This is a genomic window from Roseibium sediminicola (assembly GCF_023156505.1).
GTDB classification, from domain to species: Bacteria; Pseudomonadota; Alphaproteobacteria; order Rhizobiales; family Stappiaceae; genus Roseibium; species Roseibium sediminicola.
This window is the reverse complement of record NZ_JALNMJ010000015.1, coordinates 120,629-143,699: the sequence shown is the minus strand read 5'-3', so window position 1 is coordinate 143,699 and position 23,071 is coordinate 120,629. Positions and strand designations below refer to the sequence as shown.

The 23,071-nt window shown below is 61.8% G+C and carries 29 protein-coding genes; 20 read left to right on the top strand and 9 right to left on the bottom strand.

The features are described from left to right. Positions 1-19: 19 nt before the first annotated feature. Genes M0H32_RS20005 through M0H32_RS19985 form a run of 5 tightly spaced genes read right to left on the bottom strand, consistent with a single transcriptional unit; the run spans position 20 to position 2,377 of the window. Positions 20-445, bottom strand: a complete 426-nt coding sequence (locus tag M0H32_RS20005) for a lysozyme inhibitor LprI family protein (RefSeq protein WP_248157039.1) — start codon at positions 443-445, stop codon at positions 20-22. Next, positions 442-870, bottom strand: a complete 429-nt coding sequence (locus tag M0H32_RS20000; RefSeq protein WP_248157037.1) for a lysozyme inhibitor LprI family protein — start codon at positions 868-870, stop codon at positions 442-444. Before M0H32_RS20000 ends, M0H32_RS20005 begins: the two co-directional genes overlap by 4 nt. Before the next feature lies 1 nt (position 871). Beyond that, positions 872-1,177 (bottom strand): urease subunit beta, encoded by a 306-nt coding sequence (locus tag M0H32_RS19995; protein ID WP_248157035.1) that lies wholly within the window; start codon positions 1,175-1,177, stop codon positions 872-874. Positions 1,178-1,200: 23 nt separating this feature from the next. After that, complete coding sequence (locus tag M0H32_RS19990; protein WP_248157034.1) at positions 1,201-1,503, bottom strand: urease subunit gamma; 303 nt, start codon at positions 1,501-1,503, stop codon at positions 1,201-1,203. Positions 1,504-1,522: 19 nt separating this feature from the next. After that, complete coding sequence (locus M0H32_RS19985; RefSeq protein ID WP_248157033.1) at positions 1,523-2,377, bottom strand: urease accessory protein UreD; 855 nt, start codon at positions 2,375-2,377, stop codon at positions 1,523-1,525. 399 nt (positions 2,378-2,776) lie between these two features. Between M0H32_RS19985 and M0H32_RS19980 the strand changes: the two genes are divergently transcribed. From M0H32_RS19980 to M0H32_RS19970, 3 genes are all read left to right on the top strand, one after another. Continuing rightward, positions 2,777-4,162: a D-alanyl-D-alanine carboxypeptidase family protein gene (locus M0H32_RS19980; RefSeq protein WP_248157032.1), complete on the top strand. Its 1,386-nt coding sequence runs from the start codon at positions 2,777-2,779 to the stop codon at positions 4,160-4,162. A gap of 186 nt (positions 4,163-4,348) precedes the next feature. Next, positions 4,349-4,699 (top strand): hypothetical protein, encoded by a 351-nt coding sequence (locus M0H32_RS19975; RefSeq protein WP_248157030.1) that lies wholly within the window; start codon positions 4,349-4,351, stop codon positions 4,697-4,699. 135 nt (positions 4,700-4,834) lie between these two features. After that, positions 4,835-6,028, top strand: coding sequence for a CobW family GTP-binding protein (locus M0H32_RS19970; protein WP_248157026.1), 1,194 nt, complete (start codon positions 4,835-4,837; stop codon positions 6,026-6,028). Between the two features lie 178 nt (positions 6,029-6,206). Here M0H32_RS19970 and tesB read toward each other — a convergent pair whose 3' ends face one another. Beyond that, a complete protein-coding gene (tesB, locus tag M0H32_RS19965; protein ID WP_248157019.1) occupies positions 6,207-7,073 on the bottom strand; it encodes an acyl-CoA thioesterase II in 867 nt (288 codons plus the stop codon). Between the two features lie 131 nt (positions 7,074-7,204). Between tesB and M0H32_RS19960 the strand changes: the two genes are divergently transcribed. The 5 genes from M0H32_RS19960 to M0H32_RS19940 are packed head-to-tail and all read left to right on the top strand — an operon-like array spanning position 7,205 to position 10,946. Then, the gene (locus tag M0H32_RS19960; RefSeq protein WP_248157018.1) at positions 7,205-8,443 is read left to right on the top strand and encodes a ubiquinone biosynthesis hydroxylase; all 1,239 of its coding nucleotides are present in this window, start codon (positions 7,205-7,207) and stop codon (positions 8,441-8,443) included. Positions 8,444-8,486: 43 nt separating this feature from the next. Then, entirely contained in the window at positions 8,487-9,359 is an 873-nt protein-coding gene (locus tag M0H32_RS19955; protein WP_248157016.1) for an SDR family oxidoreductase, read from the top strand. Between the two features lie 40 nt (positions 9,360-9,399). Further along, complete coding sequence (locus tag M0H32_RS19950) at positions 9,400-9,597, top strand: twin transmembrane helix small protein (RefSeq protein ID WP_248157013.1); 198 nt, start codon at positions 9,400-9,402, stop codon at positions 9,595-9,597. Positions 9,598-9,630: 33 nt separating this feature from the next. Then, on the top strand, positions 9,631-10,206 hold the full coding sequence (locus M0H32_RS19945) for a cob(I)yrinic acid a,c-diamide adenosyltransferase (protein WP_248157011.1): 576 nt from the start codon (positions 9,631-9,633) through the stop codon (positions 10,204-10,206). A 47-nt stretch (positions 10,207-10,253) separates the two neighbouring features. Further along, entirely contained in the window at positions 10,254-10,946 is a 693-nt protein-coding gene (locus M0H32_RS19940; RefSeq protein ID WP_248157009.1) for a rhomboid family intramembrane serine protease, read from the top strand. Positions 10,947-11,006: 60 nt separating this feature from the next. Here the strand turns inward: M0H32_RS19940 and M0H32_RS19935 are convergent, their stop codons facing one another. Beyond that, positions 11,007-11,414 (bottom strand): RT0821/Lpp0805 family surface protein, encoded by a 408-nt coding sequence (locus M0H32_RS19935; protein WP_248157073.1) that lies wholly within the window; start codon positions 11,412-11,414, stop codon positions 11,007-11,009. Between the two features lie 26 nt (positions 11,415-11,440). Further along, a complete protein-coding gene (locus tag M0H32_RS19930) occupies positions 11,441-12,118 on the bottom strand; it encodes a hypothetical protein (RefSeq protein ID WP_248157008.1) in 678 nt (225 codons plus the stop codon). Between the two features lie 174 nt (positions 12,119-12,292). Between M0H32_RS19930 and M0H32_RS19925 the strand changes: the two genes are divergently transcribed. The 9 genes from M0H32_RS19925 to M0H32_RS19885 all read left to right on the top strand — a co-directional run bounded on the left by M0H32_RS19925 (position 12,293) and on the right by M0H32_RS19885 (position 19,179). Beyond that, positions 12,293-12,835 carry an RNA polymerase sigma factor gene (locus M0H32_RS19925; protein ID WP_248157007.1) on the top strand — a complete coding sequence of 181 codons (543 nt, stop codon included), beginning with the start codon at positions 12,293-12,295 and terminating at the stop codon, positions 12,833-12,835. After that, positions 12,832-13,539 (top strand): hypothetical protein, encoded by a 708-nt coding sequence (locus M0H32_RS19920; RefSeq protein ID WP_248157006.1) that lies wholly within the window; start codon positions 12,832-12,834, stop codon positions 13,537-13,539. The genes M0H32_RS19925 and M0H32_RS19920 overlap by 4 nt, the downstream gene beginning before the upstream one ends. 296 nt (positions 13,540-13,835) lie before the next feature. Then, positions 13,836-14,585 carry an electron transfer flavoprotein subunit beta/FixA family protein gene (locus tag M0H32_RS19915; protein WP_248157005.1) on the top strand — a complete coding sequence of 250 codons (750 nt, stop codon included), beginning with the start codon at positions 13,836-13,838 and terminating at the stop codon, positions 14,583-14,585. Positions 14,586-14,606: 21 nt separating this feature from the next. Next, complete coding sequence (locus tag M0H32_RS19910; RefSeq protein ID WP_248157004.1) at positions 14,607-15,539, top strand: electron transfer flavoprotein subunit alpha/FixB family protein; 933 nt, start codon at positions 14,607-14,609, stop codon at positions 15,537-15,539. 137 nt (positions 15,540-15,676) lie between these two features. Continuing rightward, positions 15,677-16,558, top strand: a complete 882-nt coding sequence (locus M0H32_RS19905; protein ID WP_248157003.1) for a 3-hydroxybutyryl-CoA dehydrogenase — start codon at positions 15,677-15,679, stop codon at positions 16,556-16,558. 4 nt (positions 16,559-16,562) lie between these two features. Then, entirely contained in the window at positions 16,563-18,062 is a 1,500-nt protein-coding gene (locus tag M0H32_RS19900) for an acetate--CoA ligase (protein ID WP_248157002.1), read from the top strand. A 69-nt stretch (positions 18,063-18,131) separates the two neighbouring features. Then, positions 18,132-18,335 (top strand): hypothetical protein, encoded by a 204-nt coding sequence (locus M0H32_RS19895; protein WP_248157001.1) that lies wholly within the window; start codon positions 18,132-18,134, stop codon positions 18,333-18,335. Between the two features lie 226 nt (positions 18,336-18,561). Then, complete coding sequence (locus M0H32_RS19890; RefSeq protein ID WP_248156999.1) at positions 18,562-18,897, top strand: hypothetical protein; 336 nt, start codon at positions 18,562-18,564, stop codon at positions 18,895-18,897. A 69-nt stretch (positions 18,898-18,966) separates the two neighbouring features. Then, a complete protein-coding gene (locus M0H32_RS19885) occupies positions 18,967-19,179 on the top strand; it encodes a hypothetical protein (RefSeq protein ID WP_248156997.1) in 213 nt (70 codons plus the stop codon). Positions 19,180-19,196: 17 nt separating this feature from the next. Here M0H32_RS19885 and tlpA read toward each other — a convergent pair whose 3' ends face one another. After that, complete coding sequence (gene tlpA, locus M0H32_RS19880) at positions 19,197-19,859, bottom strand: thiol:disulfide interchange protein TlpA (RefSeq protein ID WP_248156995.1); 663 nt, start codon at positions 19,857-19,859, stop codon at positions 19,197-19,199. 41 nt (positions 19,860-19,900) lie between these two features. Here tlpA and argH point away from each other — a divergent pair, with 41 nt between their 5' ends. The 3 genes from argH to lysA all read left to right on the top strand — a co-directional run bounded on the left by argH (position 19,901) and on the right by lysA (position 22,935). Beyond that, a complete protein-coding gene (argH, locus tag M0H32_RS19875) occupies positions 19,901-21,286 on the top strand; it encodes an argininosuccinate lyase (protein WP_248156993.1) in 1,386 nt (461 codons plus the stop codon). 107 nt (positions 21,287-21,393) lie between these two features. Continuing rightward, positions 21,394-21,606: a lipoprotein gene (locus M0H32_RS19870; protein ID WP_248156991.1), complete on the top strand. Its 213-nt coding sequence runs from the start codon at positions 21,394-21,396 to the stop codon at positions 21,604-21,606. Between the two features lie 54 nt (positions 21,607-21,660). Further along, the gene (gene lysA, locus M0H32_RS19865; protein ID WP_248156989.1) at positions 21,661-22,935 is read left to right on the top strand and encodes a diaminopimelate decarboxylase; all 1,275 of its coding nucleotides are present in this window, start codon (positions 21,661-21,663) and stop codon (positions 22,933-22,935) included. The last annotated feature ends 136 nt before the right edge of the window (positions 22,936-23,071 follow it).

Below are 23,071 nucleotides of genomic sequence, written 5' to 3'. Positions count from 1 at the left end.
GATCAGAAATCGGTATCAGTTAGTCGCCGTAATCTTCCAGCGTGGCGGTCAGGTCGTCGGTGCGTTTCATGGTCAGGACGATCTTGCAGTTGCGGTAGAGCTCCTGGCCGCGCGTTCCGCCCATGAAGGGAAACGCATAGGCCTTGCAGTCCTTGTCGGCGTAGTCCGCCCAGGCGGTCTGGGCTCCTTCCAGCGCGGCCGGGCTGCCTTTCAAATGGTCCGGCAGCGCGTCGTCCAGCGCGACCACCCTGGCGTGGAGCGTGACATAGGCCGCGGCCATCGCCGCTTCAGCGTCTTTGAGGGCCTTGTCGGCACAGTATGTCCGCTCGTTGTTGTTCAACGGATAGCCGCAGTCGATATTCTCCTGGGCGCCGGCGGGCCAAGCCGTGGCAGCCATCAGGCCGGCGGCGAGAAGCGGAGCGAAGGAAGAGAGCGGAAGATTCAATTGCCGAGCCCTTCCACAAGGTCCTTGAGTTCCTTGATTCTCTGATTGGTCAGGTCCGCCTGGCACCCATAAACAAGCATTGGTTCCATCGTGCCGCCCCTTGCCATGAACCCGTAGGATTCGCAGGCCTTGTCGCGATAGGGGATCCAGGCGCGCTGGGCGTCGCGCAAAGTGTCGGCGGCGCCCTTGAGATAATCGGGAAGATAATCATCGGCCTCGCGCATCTTCGCCATGGCCTTCTTGTAGAGCGCATTCAACTCGGCATCCGCTTTCTGCCAGTCGTCGTGGGCACATTGGGTCATTTCCGACTGTGACATCGCGTTGCTGCAGTCCGCGATTTCCTGCGCCTGCGCCTGCGCGGTGCCGGTTGCCAGTGTCGCAAGAAACACTGCCGCCGCGGCTTGGACTGCCTTCACTTTTGCCATATCAGAGCGCGCCCATGACTTTCTGATTGAAGCCGTAGACCGTCCGCTCGCCGCGATAGGCCACCAGGGTGACGGACCGGGTCTGGCCGGGCTCAAACCGCACGGCGGTGCCGGCCGGGATGTCGAGCCGCATGCCGCGGGCCTTGTCCCGGTCGAAGGAGAGGCCTTCATTGGTCTCGGCAAAGTGGTAGTGGCTGCCGACCTGGATCGGCCGGTCGCCGGTATTGGAAACGTCCAGTGTCACGGTGTCGAGGCCGGCATTCAGTTCGATCTCGCCTGCGGCGGGAAACAGTTCTCCGGGGATCATGTCTTGCTCCTGGATCTCAAGTGTCAGCGGATCGGCTCATGCACGGTGACCAGCTTGGTGCCGTCGGGAAAGGTGGCTTCCACCTGGACGTCATGAATCATCTCGGCGATGCCGTCCATGACCTGGTCCCGGGTCAGCACCTTGGCGCCGGCAGCCATCAGATCGGCAACGCTGCGGCCATCCCGGGCCCCTTCAACGACAAAATCGGTGATCAGCGCGATGGCTTCGGGATGGTTCAGCTTCACGCCACGCTCCAGGCGGCGGCGCGCAACCATGGCCGCCATGGAGATCAGCAGTTTGTCCTTTTCACGGGGTGTCAGGTTCATGAAGGCAACTCCTTGTCAATCAGCAATGCCAGACACGCGGCAGCTCAGCGCTGCGGTATCCGGTCAGAAATCGTGTCAGGGTGGCACGCAGGGCCTGGCCGTCTTCGGCAACAAATCTGGCCGCCAAAATGCCGTTCCAGGCGCTTGCGGCGGCTTGCGTCCGGGTGCCGGTCAGGTCGTCCAGCAGGCTTCTGGCACGTGCCAGCCGGTCTTCGGCGTCCAGCGCACAATCCACCATCGTTGCAATGGCCAAGCTGCCGTGCCCGGTGGCCTTCCCTTTCAGAAACCGGGCCGGGTCGCCGTCGAAGCGCAGATCGTCCGCGAACACGAGCCTGCCATCGCGGAGGATGCGCCAGCTGTCTCGGAAAAGGACCGAAGTCACCTGTTCGCCCATGGCCTTGCGGCCAAGCACGGCGGACTCAAGCATGAGCAGGCGAGCGTCCCCGGTGAGCGCCGCCGAGATGCGTCGCTTCAGACGCGAAGCTTGAAAGAGAATTGTCTCCTGGGGCAGCCATTCGAGGAAAGCGCCCGGTTCAAGGGTGAACCCTACCGTCACTTCTGCGGAGCCGGCCGCGCTGCGATAGGCGCGTTCGGCCGTCTGGCTGGTCACAATCGCGTGTGTCTTCGCGTCCGCGCCGATTGAAAGCACCATCCTGTCGCCGCCGGTCAGGCCGCCCGCCGTGTTGATGAGGACGGCGGTCGGCGGGGCGTCATAGACCTTTGGAAAGCGTATTTTGGCGGAGCCGGCCTGATAGAGGTCGGCGAGCCGGGTGCAGCCGGCCGCCTGGCGGAAGCGGAGACGCGCTTCGCCGTTGACACGTTGCAGGACGTGCGTTTCCAGTTCGGATTTCGATGCTGTGCCAGCATCATACATGGATGGTCCGCCTCCCCGGCGCCCGTATTTCTGTTCTTATCAAGTCGCGCGCCGTCACGGTGCTCCCGGAAGGTTGCCCGGCGCAAGCCGCAATTCGCCCTCGGCAATCTTAGCAAGAGCCGGGCCAAACCGCGGCGGCTGATGGAGCAGGTGAGCACCGCGAAAAAGCGTCCGCGTTTTCAAAGACTAATCGGAGATTGGAAAGCCCGCTGCCCAAAAATGAGGCAACTGATGGAATAATCGGCGCGGGACAGCAGAGAGGAAAGGGTTGCCCTTGGGGTCATGTTCCGGTTTTTTAGGGACAGTTGCCGCTAGACGTTTACAGCAAAGAGTGTGCGTTCCCCTTTTTCAAGGGATGACATGCGAGGGATTCCTGTGTTTGCAAGCCGGACCGGTCATTTGACTTCCATATTCCTGACCGTCTGCCTTGTCGTGCTCGGCCTGTCCTGGGGGCCGGCCCGAGCAGATATCGGCGCCTATATTCTGATAGATGCGAATTCGGGCGCGGTGATTGAACAGGAAAACGCGACCCGCAAGTGGTATCCGGCATCGCTGACCAAGATGATGACCGCCTATGTCACCTTCAAGGCGATCCGGGAAGGCCGGGCGACCCTGAATTCCGCGGTGGTGCAGTCCAAGAATTCTCTGGCCGAGCCACCCAGCAAGATGGGCTTCAAGGTCGGTACCAGGTTCACGATCGACACGGCGCTGAAAATCATCCTGATCAAATCCGCCAATGACGTCGCTGTTGCGCTTGGTGAGGCAATTGCGGGCTCGGAAGCCGGGTTCATCGCCATGATGAACGCGGAAGCCAAGCGGCTCGGCATGACCAACACGCATTTCACCAATCCGCATGGCCTGCCCGACAACCGCATGGTCACCACTCCCCGGGACATGGCCATCCTGGCAATGGCACTCAGGCGCGACTTTCCGGAGGCCCGCGAGATCTACAAGAACCCGGGCATCCGCTTTGGTAAAAAGACCTTGCGGTCCGCCAACCGGGAGTTTCTGCTGCGCGTGCCGGGCGCCAACGGCATGAAGACAGGCTATATCTGCAATTCCGGCTACAATGTCGCCGCTTCGGTGACCCGTGGCGGGCGGACACTGATTGCGGTAATCATGGGCGCGGGATCCGGCCTGGAACGCACCGCCTTCGCACGCCAGCTGTTCGATGAGGGGTTCCGCAAGCGCGGCGGCCAGAACGTGAGCAGCCTGCGCGGTACCTCAGGCAATCCGCCGGCGGACGGTTATTGCCGGCGCAACAAGAGCCCCGGCGCCAAGGCCTATATGGCCCGGTTCGACATGGAAAACGAAAAACAGGGCGGGTTCCTGTTCTTCAAGGCCAATCGCAATGCCGAGGCTAAGGTCGATGAAGCCGGATTCACGCTGGCAAACGGCAAACCGGATTGGGCGAAAATCCTTGACCGGACGCTCGGGCCGCGCCGCATCGCCTATCGGCCGATCCAGGTCGGGCTTGGCAATCCGGGAGGGGCTCCGGTGGCGGGTGCCGCGCCAGCGGTTGCGGCCATTTCGGCGACGGAAATCGAGCTGGAAGAGATCCCGCTGCCGGTAGCAAATCCCGTGCGCCGGGCGCAAAACGAGATCCGCCACCAGTTGCAGCCAACCGCCGAGGCCAATGTTGCTGGCGGCATTCCGCCGACCGGCGATGAAGGCGGGCAGCCCGGTGCCGCAACGGACGCGGCCAATGCCGCCCCCGGCTCGATCTTCCGCAAGGGGCTCGATTTCACCGTGCCGGTGCCGGCCAAGAGCCCGCTCAAGCAATAACGGGCTCAAACCGGGCGTGCCGCAAGGTTTCTAACGGTTCCATTAACCCTTTATTTACGCTGCTCCTTAACAGTGTCGTAAGCATTTTTCGCAAAACGGCACTGCCGGTTCGAGAATTGCGGTGACGCCCGTAGCGTCATTTTGGGCATAGGACCTGCCGAAACTTGTAACGCGAGAGATCGCCTCATGATTGAACCGAGATCCACCGCCACCATCCGGGCTCTTGCCAGCCTTGCGGAACTGTCCGCCAACCAACTGGAAGAAGGACGTTCGGTGGAAGAGGTCATCGCGACCCTGCGCAAGGCCGCCGAAGCGGTCCGGCTCGTAGTCGATCAGGACGAGCTTGACGATTACGACGACTTCGACGGGGACGAAACGGATCTCGATGTCGAGGAAACCGATATCGTCCAGGACCTGACGCCGATGGATCTGTCCGAGGAAGAGGCCGACAACAAGATTGTCGCGCTCGACAAGAAGGACGCCGCGGCCGAGGCCGAACAAGAAAAACAGGAAGAAGAAGTCCTGAACGCCGGCTGAGACGCCCGCTCGCATTCCACTTTGGAAAATCATACGCTGTGACGCGATTGCGTCGCGGCGCCATTCTGCCTATGTGTCTGCAGACCCTTGCCTCTACCCGGCCGCGGGAGAACGGCAACATCTGGAGTTAAGACCATGGCGTCGCCGACACCGGCTCCTGAAGGCACACCCGCCAGAGGACCGAAGCCCCCCATTCCGCTTTCCGTCCTGACAGGCTTTCTGGGATCGGGCAAGACCACGCTGCTCAACCGGATCCTGAAGGACCCGGCCATGGCGGATACGGCGGTGATCATCAACGAATTCGGCGAGATCGGCCTCGACCATCTGTTTGTCGACCAGGCCGGCGACGGCATCGTCGAACTGGCCTCCGGCTGCCTGTGCTGCACCATCCGCGGCGACCTGGTGACCACGCTGGAAAACCTGCTGCGCCGGCTCGACAACGGCCGCACCGAAAAACTCAACCGCGTGATCATCGAGACCACGGGCCTTGCCGATCCCGCTCCGATCCTGCACACGGTCATGCTGCACCCCTATCTGGTGATGCGTTACCGGCTGGACAGCGTGATCACGCTGGTCGACGCGGTGAACGGCCTGTCGACCCTGGACAATCACGAGGAGGCCCGCAAGCAGGCGGCGGTGGCCGACCGGATTGTGTTCACGAAAACCGATCTTTTGAACGGCGACGAGGCCGCGCAGTCCTTCGACGCGCTGAAGGACCGGCTTCAGCAACTCAATCCAGGGGCAAAACGGCTGGAAGCGCAGTCTTCCGAGGCGACGCCTGCAAATCTCTTCAATGCCGGGCTTTATGACCCGAAAAGCAAAATCCCCGATGTGGCGGCCTGGCTGAACGCGGAGGCCTATGAAGATCCTCACGGTCACCACCACGGGCATGATCATCATGGTCACGACCACCACCACGATCATGCCCATGATGTGAACCGGCACAGCGACGCCATCCGGGCGTTCACCCTGTCGACAGACCGGCCGGTGCCGGCCTCGGCACTTGAAATGTTCCTGGACTTGCTGCGCTCTGCGCACGGACCGAAACTGCTCAGGGTCAAGGGCATCGTGCAGCTGGCGGAGGATCCGGATCGCCCGGTGGTCATCCACGGCGTCCAGCATGTGTTTCATCCGCCGGCAACCCTGGAAGCCTGGCCGGACGAAGACCGGCGCACGCGCATGGTGTTCATCACGAAGGATCTGCCGGAAGGCTTCGTGCGCAAGATGTTCGAGGCCTTTTCAGGTGCCCTGCTTCCGGACACACCGGACCACCAGGCCCTCACCGACAATCCGCTTGCGGTTTCAGGATTTACGAGTCCGGTCCGGTAGCCTGATTTTCCGAGGCTTCACTTCACCCACAGCGTCATCCTGAGGAGCCGCGTAAGCGGCGTCTCGAAGGATCGGCCACTTGTTCCTGAGTGTGCAGCCGATCCTTCGAGACGGGCCTTGCGGCCCTCCTCAGGATGACGATTTTTGTGTTGCCATGTCGCTTTAGACGAAGAGGGACTCAGCCCTCCCGGCGAAGCCGGATCAGGCCTTCCTGCGCTGTCGATGCGATCAGGACGCCGTCCCTGGTGTAGAGCGAACCCCGGTTGATGCCGCGTGAGCCGGAGGTCGAGGTGCTGTCGGTGGCGTAAAGCAGCCAGTCGTCGGCGCGGAACGGCCTGTGGAACCACATGGCATGGTCGAGGCTGGCCGCCTGGATCTTCGGGTTGAACACCGAAGTGCCATGGGGAAAGAGCGACGTGTCCAGAAGGGTCATGTCCGAGGCATAGGCCAGCACGCATTGATGAATGCGCTCGTCGTCCGGCAGCGGGCCTGTGGCGCGGACCCAGACATATTGCTGCGGCGGCAGAGGTTTCTTGCTGAAATAATGCGTCATGTCGACCGGGCGCATCTCGATCGGCCGTTCGCGCTCCCAGTAGCGGCGGATGTTTTCCGGCGCCATCGTCAGGAATTTTTCCTTCAGCTCCTGTTCGCTCGGCAGCTCCTCGGGCGTCGGCACATCGGGCATGCCGGTCTGATGTTCAAGCCCCTCTTCAGCCACCTGGAAAGAGGCGGACATGGAAAAGATCGCCTCGCCATGCTGGATGGCGACCACGCGCCGCGTGGTGAAGCTGCCGCCGTCGCGAATGCGATCGACCTCGTAGATGATCGGCACGGAAGGATCGCCGGGCCTCAGGAAATAGCCATGCAGGGAATGCACATGCCGGTCCTCGACGACGGTGCGGGAGGCGGCCACCAGCGCCTGGCCGATCACCTGGCCGCCAAAGACCCGCTGCCAGCCGACCTGGGGGCTGCGACCACGGAACAGGTTGCGTTCCAGCGGTTCCAGGTCGAGAATCTGAAGAAGATTGTCAATGGCCGTGTTCATCGGCGCGATCCCTGCTAGAGAGTGATCCGGCGGCGCCGCCGGAATTGCGTCTGGTGGATGCACTCTTGGACGGCAGGTGACGTTAAAGTCAAGATGCCTTTAGGGAAGCTGAAGGCGAGGAGCGGAAGTCAATGGCTAAGAAGAAAAGCGTCCGGGACATGTTCGACATCGTGATTGCCGGCGGCGGCTATGTCGGTCTGTCGCTGGCGGTGGCGCTGAAACAGGGCGATCCGGGCCTGACCTGCGCCGTTGTCGACCCCAAACCCATGGCGGATCTGCACAAGGACCCGAGGGCGTCGGCTATCGCGGCGGCGGCCTCGCGCATGCTGACCCAGCTCGGCATCTGGCAGACCATTGCCGACAAAGCCCAGCCGATCAACGAAATGATCGTCACCGACAGCAAGCTGCGCGATGCGGTCCGGCCGGTCTTCCTGACCTTTGGCGGCGAGGCCACGGATGGCGAGCCCTTTGCGCACATGATGCCGAACGGGGTGATGATGCCGGCGCTCTATGAAGCGGCCAAGGCCCTTGGCGTTGACTTTTTCGCGCCGGGAACGGCGGAAACCTTCCGCTCTCATGCCGATCATGTCGAGTTGAGCCTGGAAGACGGCAGTCTTCTGAAGAGCCGGCTTCTGGTCGCCGCCGACGGTGTCCGCTCCCGGCTCCGGGATCTGGCCGGCATTCGCACGGTCAACTGGGACTATGGCCAGTCCGGCATCGTCACGACGGTCAAGCACGAGCGGCCGCATGAGGGCCGGGCAGAGGAGCATTTCCTGCCCGCAGGGCCGTTCGCGATCCTGCCGCTGCCGGGCAACCGCTCGTCTCTGGTCTGGACGGAAAAAACCTCGGACGCCGACCGGCTGGTCCGTTCGGACGATTTCACCTTCGAACTGGAGCTGGAACGCCGCTTCGGGCATCACCTCGGCACCCTGGAACTGGCCGGACCGCGAAGGGCCTATCCGCTTGGTCTGAAACTGGCGCGCGATTTCGTCAAGCCGCGTTTTGCCCTGATCGGCGATGCAGCCCATGGCATTCATCCGATTGCCGGCCAGGGGCTCAATCTCGGCTTCAAGGATGTCGCCGCCCTTGCCGAAGTTCTGGTGGATGCCCGCCGGCTGGGTCAGGATCTTGGCGGCTTCGACGTGCTGGAGCGTTACCAGCGCTGGCGCCGCTTCGACACGTTCCAGATGGGCGTCGTTACCGATGTCCTCAATCGGCTTTTTTCCAACGACAACGATGTCCTGCGGGCCGTGCGCGATTTCGGCCTGGGCGTTGTCGACCGCATGCCGTCGCTGAAATCCCGCTTCATCAAGGAAGCGGCGGGCTTTGCCGGACCGGTGCCGAAATTGCTTTCCGGGGAACCAATCTGATAGGACTTCTGGGCCACGTTTCCTTCCGCCGGATTTCATTTGAATGAAAGACTATTCCGAGAGCTTTTCCGCACCGCGCTCGATTCTGATCACGGGATGCTCCTCGGGCATCGGCGCGTCGGCGGCGCATATCCTGCGCGGGCGGAACTGGCGGGTGTTTCCGGCCGCGCGTCGGCAGGAAGATGTCGACCGGCTGACGGATCTGGGTTTTGAGGCGGTGCGCCTCGATTACGAAGACACCGGCAGCATCGAGGCGGCGGCGAATCTGGTGCTGGAGCGGACGGACGGCAGGCTCGACGCAGTCTTCAACAATGGCGCCTACGCCGTGCCAGGGGCACTTGAGGACCTACCGACCGAAGCGATGCGGGCATTGTTCGAAGCCAATTTCATCGGCTGGCACGACCTGACCCGGCAGCTGATCCCGGCGATGCGCGCCAACAGAAGCGGCCGGATCGTGCAGTGCTCGTCCGTATTGGGTTTTGTCGCGCTGAAATATCGCGGTGCCTATACGGCTTCCAAATTCGCCCTCGAAGCCTATTCGGACACGCTGCGTCAGGAACTCATGGGTACGGGACTGCATGTCAGCCTGATCGAGCCGGGCCCGATCGACACGCGGTTCACCGAAAACGCGCTGGCAAACTTCGACCGCTGGATTGGTCCGGAGGGCTTGCAATCCTCCGTGCACCGGACGACGTATGAAAAGCGGCGGGTGCGCATGGAAGCAGGGGAACCGGGACCGTTCAAGCTGCCGCCGGAAGCGGTGGTGAGGCGGCTGGTCCACGCGCTCGAGGCAAAACGGCCGAAAGCGCGCTATCATGTCACAATCCCGACAACAGTGATGGCCGTGGCAAAAAGACTGTTGCCGACCAGCTTGCTCGACCGGTTCTGTATCTGGGCGGCCGACGGCGAAGAATAGGGTTCAAGACCGGCCGGTCCGGTCTCACGAGGAAAACAGCATGGCTGACGTAATCAATACTCTCATCCCGGTCGGAATGGCGGCGGTCGCGATCGTGCTTCTTCTGGGCATCTGGAACATGTTCCGGAACGGTCCGGCCAACCGCTCGCAAATGCTGATGCGCTGGCGTGTTGGATTGCAGTTTTTGGTTATTGTACTCGTGATGGGCGGGCTCTACTTTTTCGGCACCGGCCACTGACGTCCGGGAAAAGCAGAAAAGGGAGCGGTCGTCATGGTCGTGCTGAACAAAATCTACACAAAGACAGGCGATGACGGCACGACGGCGCTCGGATCCGGCGAACGCCGGCCGAAGAACGATCTCAGGATCGAGGCCTACGGAACCGTTGACGAGACCAATGCGGTGGTCGGCCTGGTCCGCCTCGAAACCTCGAAAGTCGCGCCGGATGTCGATGCGGTGCTTGGGCGTATCCAGAACGATCTCTTCGATCTCGGCGCCGATCTGGCCACGCCCGAGACGGATCAGGATCTGGGATACGAACCCCTGCGGATCACCGATGCCCAGGTGAGTGCGATCGAAGAGGCAATCGACGCTCTCAACGCCGATCTCAGTCCGCTGCGGTCCTTTGTCCTGCCGGGCGGCAGCGCCGCTTCGGCCCATCTGCATCTGGCACGCACGGTGTCGCGCCGGGCGGAGCGTCTGATGGTGGATCTTTCCGCGCGTGAGAAAATCAATCCGTCGGCGGTGCGCTACATGAACCGCCTGTCCGACTATTTCTTCGTCGCGTCGCGCTATCTGAACGGCAAGGGTGCGGAGGACGTGCTGTGGGTGCCGGGTCAGAACCGCTGACGGCCCGGCCCGCACCGCTTCCCGTGATCGGCTGAGGCGGGCGCCGGATGTTCCTCCCCCTTCACGACCAGAACCGTCTGGTGCATGTGCCCCTGCCCTTCGTCAATCTGGGCATCATCGCGGTCACCGTGCTGATATTCCTGGTCTATCAGGGAGCGGGGTCCCAATCGGCAGTCGGCACGTCGTCCTATTCCTTCGGCCTGATTCCGGTGGTTTTTTTCGACCATCGCGATCTGGCACCGCAGCTCCAGGTGCTGCCGGACTGGATGTCGGTGGTCACCTATGCCTTCCTGCATGGCGGGTTCATGCATCTGATCGGCAACATGCTGTTCCTGTGGGTGTTCGGCGACAATGTCGAGGACGCCATGGGCCATGTGCGCTATCTGGCCTTCTATCTGATCTGCGGGGCCGTGGGCGGGTTCGCCTATGCGGCCATGGACCAGAATTCGGAAGTGCCGCTGATCGGTGCCAGCGGCGCGGTCTCGGGTGTGGTGGCCGCCTATCTGATGCTGCATCCAAGGGTCAAGGTCTGGGTTCTGGTGCTGGGGCGCATACCGCTGCGGCTGAGCGCGGTCTGGCTGCTCGGCGCCTGGATCCTTTACCAGGTCTTCAACGCCGTCACGGTATCGGACAGCCAGGTCGCCTGGATCGCCCATATCGGCGGATTGATAGCGGGTGCCCTGCTGGTTTTGGTGCTGAGGCGCCCCGGCGTGCCGCTGTTCGACAGGAACCTTGGCTAATAATACGCGGTCAGATCGGTCCAAATTTGCAGCGGTTGGTATAAGGCCAGCGGTACCGCTCTAGGCGGTTTTCCAGACGGCATTTTGTGACCGGCAGGCAACCCCATTGCGCCTGATGGATTTGCCGGTGGCCGGCCTGATCCATTCGCTGTAGGACCGGCAATAGGCGCCTTGGTCATTTTTCCAGGTTTTCAGAGGAGTAATCGACCCCTGGGCACCACTGGCCGGATTTTTCCAGGTGACAGATTTGCCGGAAACGGCGTTTTCCAGGGCCGACTGAAGGCTCTTGTCCGCTAAGGATTTGTCGGAACTGCGGAGCGCAGAAGGAGCCGTGACCGCGTCAGACGACGCAGCGGGTGCGCGCAGCGACGCGAACGGCTCCTCGAAAGACAATGCGGAACAACCTGAAACAGCACTCGTGCAGAAAAAGAGAAGAATGATCCCCTTGGGGACCCCAAACCCAAACACCGTCAACGCGATCCCGCCTCTTGGACCTATTGCCAGCCGTTTTGAATAGCCTCGCGTTCTTCCCGCTGCGAAAGAGAGCCGCCGGAAGGTTCGCTGTCACCGCTAAACTGGCCACCACCGAAAATCCGGCCTAGAAAACCGACCGAACCAGACTTTTCTGTGGCGGAATTGCCCGATTTTTGGTTCGAGCCTGATCCGGAGTTTTTGTCCGGCGTTGATCTGGAGCTGGAATTGGCGGAATTGCTGGAGGAGGAGCTTGACCCACGATCGCCGCTGCCGCGGGAATTGCTGTCATTGCTTCCCTGGTTCTTGCCACCGCGGTCGCTATTGCCGTTTCCGCCCCGGTCGTTTCCACCCCGGTCGTTGCCGTCCCGGTCACTGTCATTGCCGCCACGATCGCCACGATCATTTCCGTTGCGGCCTCCGCGGCCGCCCCGGTCGCCGCGCTCACCCCGGTCGCCGCGGTTACCGCGTTCGCCGCGTTCGTTGCGTCCGCCGCGGTTGCCACGATCTGCCCGGTCGCCGCGGTCTTTGTGAGATTGTGCGGCAGCGGCAATCGTGTCTTTCGAGTCGATCAAGGGGCTGAAGAGGACAAGAGAGAACACCATCGCCGCCGCCACAACACCCGACAGAACGCGCGTCATCGCAGAGAGGCGGTCTTGCAATGTATTCTGCCGAGTGGGTTTCATCGAGTTCGGGTTCAAGCGGATTACTTCGGTTGCTGCTGCGCTGGAGACCTGACTCCAGAGCGGTATGTTGCCTTCGCACACATAACACTCGGGCGTTCTGTCTTCTTCCCGAAGATAGTCTAAAAAAAGCCGGGATCAAAAGGTCTGCTCAGGTGTTGTCTATCCGAGAGCGGTGTTGCGGAGAACTCCTTGCCTGAAGAAACAATAAAGACGGAGATGATCCGTCTGCTCCCGAAGCTGAGGAGTTTTGCTTTAAGGCTGTGCCGAAATCCGGATCAGGCGGACGATCTGGTTCAGACAACTTGCGAGCGTGCGATCCGGTCTCTCGATCAGTTCGATCCGGCCACGCGGCTTGACAGCTGGATGTTCCGGATCCTGCAGAACCTCTATTTCAACACCGTCCGGGATACCGCAAACCGGGCAAGGCTGTTCGACCTGGCGATGTTGGACTTTGAGGAAAGCTATGACGGCGCCCAGGCGGCGGCCAGCAGCCTGGAACTGCAACGGGTGCAGGTCTTTATTGGCGAACTTGAAGAGGACAGCCGCGAAGTCCTTCTGAAAATCGCCATTGAGGGCCGCAGTTACAAGGATGTGGCCGAGGAACTTGGGGTTCCGATCGGCACCGTGACCAGCCGGTTGGCCCGGGCACGGTTGAAACTGCGGGATTGGCTGGAGGCCAAGGATACCGGTGCGCACGCAAGACTGCGCAGCATGCCAGGGGGTATGGGATGACATTCGACGAAAAGCGCGAGCAGATCCTGCTTGCCAAGGACATAGGCAAAATCCTCGACTGCGAAGGCCCTGTGCCGGAGCGAACGGCTCTTCGCGCGCGCATCGAAAAACAGCCGGGCGGCAGCGAGATGTTGCGGGACATGGCTCATGACAACACCGTCTTGCAGAAGGCGGTTGCCGCCGACATACCCGACGCGTCCATGGCAAGGTTCCAGGCGCTGATCGACCGGGAGTTCGCCAGGCGCGACTTGCCGGCAGCGCATCACGCGCATCACGCGCATGCGTCCTGGAAAACAATGTTTGTCCAGATGGCGGCCGCCCTTGTTCTGATCGCCGGTACGTTTGCCTTCACCAGCTTCTGGATGCAGTCGCGCATGGACGATGCCGTCTCTTCGCTGGCGGCGCATATGGAAACCGAACGGATCCTGTTGGCGCAGACCGTTCAGGAAGCGCTGGAAACCAAGGTTAGCGGCGAACCGGTTTTTGTCGGTCAGGAAGGTGACTGGAGCGAAGTCCTTACACCGATCAAGACCTATCGAAGCAAGAGCGGTCACTGGTGCCGCCAATATCTGCGCCAGACGACCTTTGGGGGCCTGGATCTGAAAATCCGCGGCACGGCCTGCCGGGATGGCGGCGGGACGTGGACTACGGTGTTCGCCGAACCGGTCTCCGACAAGTTCTCTCCGCAGACACCGGGGATATAAGTCAGGTCTATTTGCCGCCGGGCGGCAAAATTTGTTGAACCCGCCCTTTGGGGCGGGTTTTTCCGTGTTTGCTGCGCTGCCGAACTATCATCTTTGCGACGCATGTTTTCCCAGTCCCGGCAAATTGCCGCCTTAGACCTTTTACCGCAATTGACAGCTGCCGTGTCGGTCAGTACCGTCCCCCGCCATGCGCCACGATTGGCTCAAATCCGCCATTTATGACCTAGCGTCATCTTGGCGGGCGAGCCCGGTTCAGCGGTGCGGTGAAAGCCGGCCCAGCAAGAGGTTGAGACCAAATGAAAATCCTCGTACCCGTGAAGCGGGTCATCGACTACAACGTGAAGGTCCGCGTCAAGGCGGATGGTTCTGGCGTCGATCTTGCCAACGTCAAGATGTCCATGAACCCGTTTGACGAAATTTCCGTGGAAGAAGCACTGCGTCTGAAGGAAGCCGGCAAGGCAACCGAAGTCGTTGTCGTCTCCGTCGGCCCGCAGCAGGCGACCGAGACCCTGCGCACCGGTCTTGCCATGGGCGCCGACCGCGGCATCCTGGTCAAGACGGACGAAACCACGGAGCCGCTGGCGGTTGCCAAGATCCTGAAAGCCATTGTCGAGGCGGAAGAGCCCGGCCTTGTGATCCTGGGCAAGCAGGCGATTGATGACGACTGCAACCAGACCGGCCAGATGCTGGCCGCCCTGCTCGGCTGGAGCCAGGGCACGTTCGCGTCCAAGGTCGATCTCGGTGAAGGCACCGCGGACGTCACCCGCGAAGTCGATGGCGGCCTGCAGACCATCAAGCTGAAGCTGCCGGCGATCGTCACCACCGATCTGCGCCTCAACGAGCCGCGCTATGCATCGCTGCCGAACATCATGAAGGCCAAGAAAAAGCCGATCGACGAGAAAACTCCGGACGATTTCGGTGTCGACGTCACACCGCGCCTCACCGTTGTCTCCACCGCAGAGCCGGCTGCCCGTCAGGCTGGTGTCAAGGTTGGCTCGGTCGGCGAACTTGTCGACAAACTCAAGAACGAAGCCGGTGTCCTTTAAGGGCGGCGCAGGAGGAAAACAATGACAACACTTCTTGTAGCTGATCATGCCGGTGGCGCACTCAGCGATGCTACGGCGAAAGCCGTGACCGCAGCCGTTGCCCTTGGCGGCGATGTTCATGTCCTGGTCGCCGGCAAAGGCGTCCAGGGCGTTGCCGAAGAAGCCGCGAAACTCACCGGCGTTGCCAAGGTGCTGGTCGCCGAAAGCAATGCGCTGGAGCACCAGCTGGCCGAACCGACCGCAGACCTGATCGTCGGCATGGCCGGCGATTACGATGCCATCGTTGCAGCTGCCACCGCCAACGGCAAGAACACCCTGCCGCGCGTTGCCGCTCTCCTCGACGTCATGCAGATCTCGGACGTGACCGCCGTCATCGACGCCGACACTTTCGAACGTCCGATCTATGCCGGCAACGCGATCCAGACGGTGAAATCCGGTGACCCGAAAAAGGTGATCACCGTGCGGACCTCGACCTTCGCCGCCGCCGAAACCGGCGGGTCAGCGTCCGTGGAGACCGTGTCCGGCACCGACGGCTCCGGCCTGTCGGAATTCGTCGGCGAGGAGCTGTCGAAGTCCGATCGTCCGGAACTGACCTCCGCGAAGATCATCATCTCCGGCGGCCGTGCGCTTGGTTCTTCCGAAAAGTTCCAGGAAGTCATCATGCCGGTGGCCGACGCGCTCGGCGCCGCCGTCGGTGCGTCCCGCGCCGCCGTCGACGCGGGCTACGCCCCGAACGACTGGCAGGTCGGCCAGACCGGCAAGGTCGTCGCCCCGGACCTCTATATTGCCTGCGGTATTTCCGGTGCCATCCAGCACCTTGCCGGCATGAAGGATTCCAAGGTGATCGTCGCGATCAACAAGGACGAAGAAGCTCCGATCTTCCAGGTCGCGGACTACGGCCTGGTCGCGGATCTGTTCGATGCGCTGCCGGAACTCAAGGCTGCCGTGGAGTAAGACCTGCGGCAAATTGATCACGAACCCCGGGGTGAGTCACAGTTTTCGCTCCGGGGTTCTTGCTGTTCGGCGCAAGACTTGCCAAAAATACCCGCAACCCGGTCAATCGGGATGTATTCAAGGATCGGATTTTCAGGATGGCAGTCGAAATCAAGAAGGTCGGCATAATTGGCTCTGGCCAAATGGGCAGCGGGATCGCGCATGTTTGTGCACTTGCCGGCTTCGAAGTTGGTTTGAGCGACCTTTCCATGGAGCGGATCGAGTCGGGCCTTGCCTCGATCAATGGCAATCTTGCCCGTCAGGTTTCAAAATCCCTGATCACCGAGGACGAGCGTGTCGCTGCGCTAGACCGGATCAAGCCCGCGGAAGACCTCGATCTGCTGCGCGACGCGGACCTGGTGATTGAATCGGCCGTCGAGAACGAGCAGGTCAAGCGCAAGATCTTTTCCCAGCTGTGCCCGATCCTGAAGCCGGAAGCCATTCTGGCGACCAATACGTCCTCGATCTCGATCACACGTCTTGCCGCGACCACGGACCGGCCGGAACGCTTTATCGGCATTCACTTCATGAACCCGGTTCCGATCATGGAGCTGGTGGAACTGGTGCGCGGCATTGCCACCGAAGACGAGACCTTTGAGGCCTCCAAGGGCTTCTGTGACCGGCTGGGCAAGCAGATCGCTGTAGCCGAAGACTTCCCGGCTTTCATGGTCAACCGTATTCTGCTGCCGATGATCAACGAAGCGATCTACACGCTTTACGAGGGCGTCGGGTCCGTTGAATCCATCGACAAGGCGATGCGGCTTGGTGCAAACCACCCAATGGGTCCGCTGCAGCTGGCCGATTTCATTGGCCTGGACACCTGCCTGTCGATCATGCAGGTGCTCTATGAAGGTCTGGCGGACACCAAATACCGGCCGTGTCCGTTGCTGGTGAAATATGTCGAGGCCGGCTGGCTCGGCCGCAAGACCCAGCGCGGTTTTTACGATTACCGCGGTGAACACCCGGTACCGACCCGATAAGAGAATGAACCTTGCCCGCTACTGCCTGACCAGCGCCGCGCCCGATCCGGGAAAGACGGCGCTGGAAGTGGTCGGCGCGGGCGGGACAAGCCTGGAAACCTGGAGTTTTGCGGACCTGACGCAGGCTGTTCAGGCCGTGGCCGGGGGATTGTCGGCCGCAGGACTGAAGCAGGGTGATCGTATTCTGCTCCGGATCGGCCATTCCAGCGATTTCCCGCTGTTGTTTTTCGGTGCGATCGCCGCGGGCTTTGTGCCCATCCCCACCTCTTCCCAACTGACGGAAGCCGAGGCTGGAGCGATCCTTGCCGACAGCGGCGCGCGCTTGGTGCTGCACGATGGCAGGACCGCATTGCCGGTAGACCCGGGTGGGGTCTTGTTTCTCGGACCAGACGCGATCCTGGAGCTGAAGCGAACGGCCCCGGGCCGGTTTGCGGAGACGGAACCGGACGATCCCGCCTTCCTGATCTATACCTCGGGAACCAGCGGCAAGCCGAAAGGCGTCTTGCATGCCCAGCGGGCCGCCGCCGCGCGCCGGCCCATGGACCGGGGCTGGTACGGATTGCAGGCGGAAGACCGTCTGCTGCACGCCGGCGCCTTCAACTGGACCTACACGCTCGGAGCCGGGCTGATGGATCCCTGGGCGAACGGAGCCACCAGCATTGTCTATGATGGGCCGCGGGACCCGGACATCTGGCCGGGTCTGCTTGCGAAAAGCCGGGCAACGCTCTTTGCCGCCGTGCCGAGCCTCTACCGGAGAATTCTGAAATATGGTGCTGTCGCGACGGAGAGTTTTCCCGATCTGCGTCACGGCCTGACGGCCGGTGAAGCCCTCTCCGTCGGTCTTTACCGTGACTGGAGAGATCGTACGGGAAGAGAGCTTTACGAGGCGCTCGGCATGAGCGAGATATCAACGTATCTCTCAAGCAGCCCCGAAGTTCCGGTCAAACAGGGTTCGCCCGGCAAGCCGCAGGCGGGTCGCAAGGTCGCGGTCCTGAGCGAAACGGGCAAGGGCGGGGAGCTTGCGGCCATCGGCGAAACGGGTCTGCTGGCCGTGCATCGCGACGAGCCGGGTCTGATGCTGGGCTATTGGAACAATCCGGACGAAACAGCGGCCGCGTACCGCGGCGACTGGTTCCTGACCGGCGACCGGGCCCGGGCCGACCAGGACGGGTACTATTGGTACGAGGGCCGCGCCGACGACCTGATGAATGCCTTCGGCTACCGGGTGGCGCCGGAAGAAGTGGAGCGGGTGCTGTCCGCCGACCCCCAGGTACAGGAGGTTGCGGTAACGGCGGTGCCGTCGCGGGACGGCATCAGCCTGATCACGGCCTTTGTGGTTCCAAGCGATCCGGCCGGTTTCAGCGCTGACCGTCTGGCGGCGCATGCCGCCTCGAACCTTGCTGAATACAAGCGGCCGAAGGTCTATCGGGTGCTCGACAGCCTGCCGCGCACCGCATCCGGCAAAGTCCGCCGGGCGGCCTTGCGGCAACAGTCGGGCGACTGACCGGACGCAAGGTGTTAACGCCTGTTTAAGGGCGGGCGGGTAGGGTGCGGTGGAATCGAGGAGTTCCAGATGGACAGCGTTGGCATTGCCAATACATTCGTTGCACAGTCTCAGGCCCAGACGGCCCAGGCCCTGCAATCCAAAATGCTGAAAATGGCCGCCCAGCAGGACGCCAATCTGGTGGCGCTGCTGCAGCAGGGCGCCGAAAATCTGCAATCGGCCCAGGCAGCTCCCGCGCCGGGTCTTGGCGGCACTGTTGACGTGACGGCCTAAGCGCTTCCCCATCTCCATTTCTTAACATCGTGCGACCGCTCGAACCTTTCGGGCGGTTTTTTGATGTCTTGGGAACGTGGTGCCGGTCCGGTTGAGGTGGAGCCGCATTGCCCGTTACAAAGTGCGAACCCGTGTTCCTTCAATGCGTTGGATGCAAATAGATAAAATTTTAAGAAAATTCTCAATTTCAGATCAGTATTCGACTCACTTTGCCTAAAGGTAAGTGATGGGGTTTACCTTTAAATTCAGCTATTTGTCTCAGGATGTAGTCGCAATATCGTATCCAAGGATTGGAACGACGATGCCTGAAGCAATAGGATATGGATCAAGTCAGGCGTTTCAGCCGAACTTGGCGACACCGCGGACCGAACAGGTCGCGGAGCAAGCCGAGGCGGTGAAAGCGAAACGGTCTGAAGCTGCCGCTGTGACCGTGCAGCGTCAGGCAGAATTCAGCACGAACCGGGCGGAGTTTCTGAGCCGGCAAGCTGACCAACTGGAAAATCGCGCCGAAACGCGCAGCCTGGAAGACGGACTGGGAACACAGGTCAACATCCTGGCCTAGAACCAGGGATGACCGGAAAAGACCCGGCAACAGGCATAACCCCATCACCACGCCAAGGGAGTACCGGCAATGGCGAGTGTATCCGACAGCAGCTCCTCCTCGGCCGCTTACAGCGCCGCAAGCGTTCGAAACGAATTGGCCGCAAACGCGGTCAAGGACCAGAACGATCAGGAGCGCCAGGTCGCGGAGCGTCTGGAAGAAGCCCAGGCGACCCAGGAAGAGGATCGCCGCGAACAGCGTCAGATCCCGGGTCTCGGCAACGCTGTCGACATCACGGTTTGAGGAATTCTCAAGCGCCGTCAGGCGCCGGAGGGTTTCATCACGGACTGAATAAGTGCCTTGGCCTCGCCGGATGCCCATTCGGCGGGGCCGTACATGGTTCCGATCTCGCAACCCTGCGGGCTGACCAGGATCGTGGTCGGCAACCCGGTTGCGCGGGCGACTTTCCTCAAATCCTGCAGCAGCTTGTTTGAGCTGTCCTGATAAAAGCCCAGCTTGCTGACGCCGATCTCGGACAGGAACGTCTTGGGCTTCTCCGGTCCGCCCCGGTCGAGATTGACCGCCACCACCTCGAAATCGTCACTGCCCATCTCGGCCTGCAACTCGTCCAGCGCCGGCATTTCCTTGCGGCAGGGTGCGCACCAGGTCGCCCACAGATTGAGCAGGACCGTCTTGTCCTTGAAATCGGCCAGCGAAACCTGCATGCCGTCTTCGCCCTGGAAAGCCAGATGCTGAAGGTCGAGCGGCTGGCTCGCCGGCAGGAAGGCGGCCACTTCGCCGGTGGCAAAGGGCCTGGCGGACTTGGCCAGGTCAAGCGCCGCCGAACAGCTTTGCACGCCGGTGATGTTGCCATTCGGACCAACGATCACGTATAGAGCCGCTACGGCGGCCACTGCACCGGCGAGCCCGGCGGCATAAAGTCCGCGTCTGGAGGCTTTTGCGGGTTCGGTTGGCTTGGTCATTCGTTCACACCCCATCCGGGGCGCCTTCTAAGGGACAGGACATGAGCAATCGCATGTGGGGAGGCCGGTTCGCCGAGGGACCGGACGCCATCATGGAGGAGATCAACGCCTCCATCGACTACGACCGGAAGCTATATAGGCAGGACATCGACGGCTCGAAAGCCCATGTGCGCATGCTCGCGGAAAAAGACATTGTGACGCGGGACGATGCCGACAAGATCGTTCAAGGTCTAGACACAATCCTGTCAGAGATCGAAGGCGGCACCTTCACCTTCTCTCGCGCGCTCGAAGACATTCACATGAATATCGAGGCGCGGCTGGCCGAGCTGATCGGTCCGGCCGCCGGCCGCCTGCACACCGCGCGCTCGCGCAACGATCAGGTGGCCACCGATTTCCGCCTCTGGGTGCGCGACACGCTGGACACGCTGGACGCACAGCTGAGCGAGCTGATGCAGGTGCTTGCCGAAAAGGCGGAGACCCATGCTTCGGTGGTCATGCCCGGCTTTACGCACCTGCAATCGGCCCAACCGGTCACATTCGGCCATCATCTGCTGGCCTATGTGGAGATGTTCGGCCGGGACCGCGGACGGGTGCGGGACGCGCGCAAGCGCATGAACGAATGCCCGCTCGGCGCCGCTGCGCTCGCCGGAACGTCCTTTCCGATCGACCGGCACATTACGGCCAAGGCTCTTGGTTTTGACCGGCCGGCGGCCAATTCGCTCGATGCGGTGTCGGACCGGGACTTTGTCATCGAAGCCCTGGCCGCGGCCTCGCTGACCGCGATGCATCTCTCGCGCCTTGCCGAGGAAATCGTGATCTGGTGTTCGGCGCAGTTCGGCTTCGTCAAGCTGTCCGACAAGTTCTCGACCGGCTCGTCGATCATGCCGCAGAAGAAAAACCCGGACGCCGCCGAGCTGGTGCGCGCCAAGTCCGGACGCATCTACGGCTCCCTGCAGGCGCTGCTGGTGATGATGAAGGGCTTGCCACTGGCCTATTCCAAGGACATGCAGGAAGACAAGGAACAGGCCTTTGACGGACTGGCCAGCGTGTCCCTGGCGCTGGCCGCGATGACCGGCATGATGCGCGATCTGGAACCGGTGGTGAAAGCCATGAAAAAAGCCGCCGGTTCGGGCTATTCCACGGCAACGGACCTGGCCGACTGGCTGGTGCGGGTGCTGGGGCTGCCGTTCCGCGACGCGCATCACGTCACGGGCCGCATTGTCGCGCTCGCCGTGGAGAAGAACATCGAGCTGCACAAGGTGTCTCTGGAAGAGATGCAGGCGATTGAGCCGAAAATCACCGAGGAAATCTTCCAGGTCCTGTCGGTCGACAAGTCGGTGCGCAGCCGCGTCAGCTATGGCGGGACTTCACCGGTCAATGTCCGCAAACAGGCGCGCCGCTGGCAGAAAGAGCTGGCAAGGGCCTGAAGCCCTTGCCGAATGCGCCGTCACATGCGAGGAGAGTGACTGGCGCAAGCACACGAGAAGCTGCCCGCGTTTTCCAGAGCGCGGGCCAACCGGTTCAAAAGGGCAGAATGGCGATGACACCCCGGCTCAAAACCCTGGCTTTGCTCGGCCTTTGCCTGAGCGTGACCCTGGCGGGATGCGGCCGCAAGGGCGGCCTGGACGATCCGGGCGCGGCAGCGCCGCAAGCCGGTGCCGCCGTCGACCCGGCCGTTGCCGCCGCGCCGGCCGAGCCTGCGCCGAAAAACGATGAGCCGTTCTTTCTGGATTTTCTGATCCGATAAGGATCCGGCGCCGGTCACCGAAGACACCGCGCCCTAGCCGCACGAGGGCAGTCCTTGCATCATTTCGATTATAAAAACGGCGCGCTCCACGCCGAAGATGTGCCGGTTGAAGAGATCGCGCGGGCTGTTGGCACGCCGTTCTACTGCTATTCGACGGCCACGCTGACACGTCACTTCCAGGTGTTTTCTTCCGCCTTTGACGACATTCCGTCACTGGTCTGCTACGCCATGAAGGCGAATTCAAACCAGGCGGTGCTGAAGACGCTGGCACAGCTGGGCGCCGGCATGGACGTCGTCTCGGAAGGCGAATTGCGCCGGGCCCGCGCCGCCGGCGTGCCGGCCGACAGGATCGTCTTTTCCGGCGTCGGCAAGACCGAAGCCGAACAGGCCTATGCGCTGGAAGAAGATATTCTGTGCTTCAACGTGGAATCCGAGCCGGAACTGCGCCAGCTGTCGCGGGTGGCGAGCCGCATGGGCAAGACTGCCCGTGTGTCGATGCGCATCAATCCGGATGTCGACGCCAAGACCCACGCCAAGATCGCCACCGGCAAGGCCGAGAACAAGTTCGGCATTCCCTGGCAGCGTGCACGGGAAGTCTATGCGGAAGCGGCCGCGCTGCCGGGCATCAAGGTCACGGGCATCGACATGCATATCGGCTCGCAGATCACCGAGCTGGAACCGTTCGACAACGCCTTCTCGCGCCTGGGCGACCTGATCACGGATCTGAGGTCACAGGGACACAGCATCGACCACGTCGATCTCGGTGGCGGTCTGGGCATCCCCTATGTCACCGACAACAACCCGCCGCCCCATCCGGACGCCTATGCCGAAGTCGTCAAGAAGCATGTCCGCGAGCTGGACTGCAAGGTGATGTTCGAGCCAGGCCGGATGATCGCCGGTAACGCCGGGATCCTGGTCACCGAAGTCATCTATGTGAAGGAAGGCGCCGACAAGACATTCGTGATCGTCGACGGCGCAATGAACGACCTCATCCGTCCGACCCTTTACGAGGCCTATCACGAGGTTCGCCCCGTGCAGGAGCCCGATGCGGGTGCTGCGCGAATCAAAGCCGATATTGTCGGTCCGGTCTGCGAGACAGGCGATTTTCTGGCCCAGAACCGGGATATGCCCAGGGTAAATGCCGGCGACATGCTGGCGGTCTATTCCGCGGGAGCCTATGGCGCGGTGCAGTCCTGCACCTACAATTCACGCCTTCTGGTGCCGGAAGTGCTCGTAAATGCTGACCAATTCGCGGTTATTCGGCCCCGGACCAGCTATGAGGAACTGATCGGCCTCGACCGGATCCCGGACTGGCTCAACGGTTCGTGACACAATCTTCCGGCAATTAGTTGATCCGACAGGTTGCCGGAAAGCCTCCTTTGCCTCACCTTAGAGAGGGTGGCAGGTCCTGCGGGCTGCGTTTCCGGCACAAACCGGCAGCTCTCGGGACGATAACCGGAGGCGT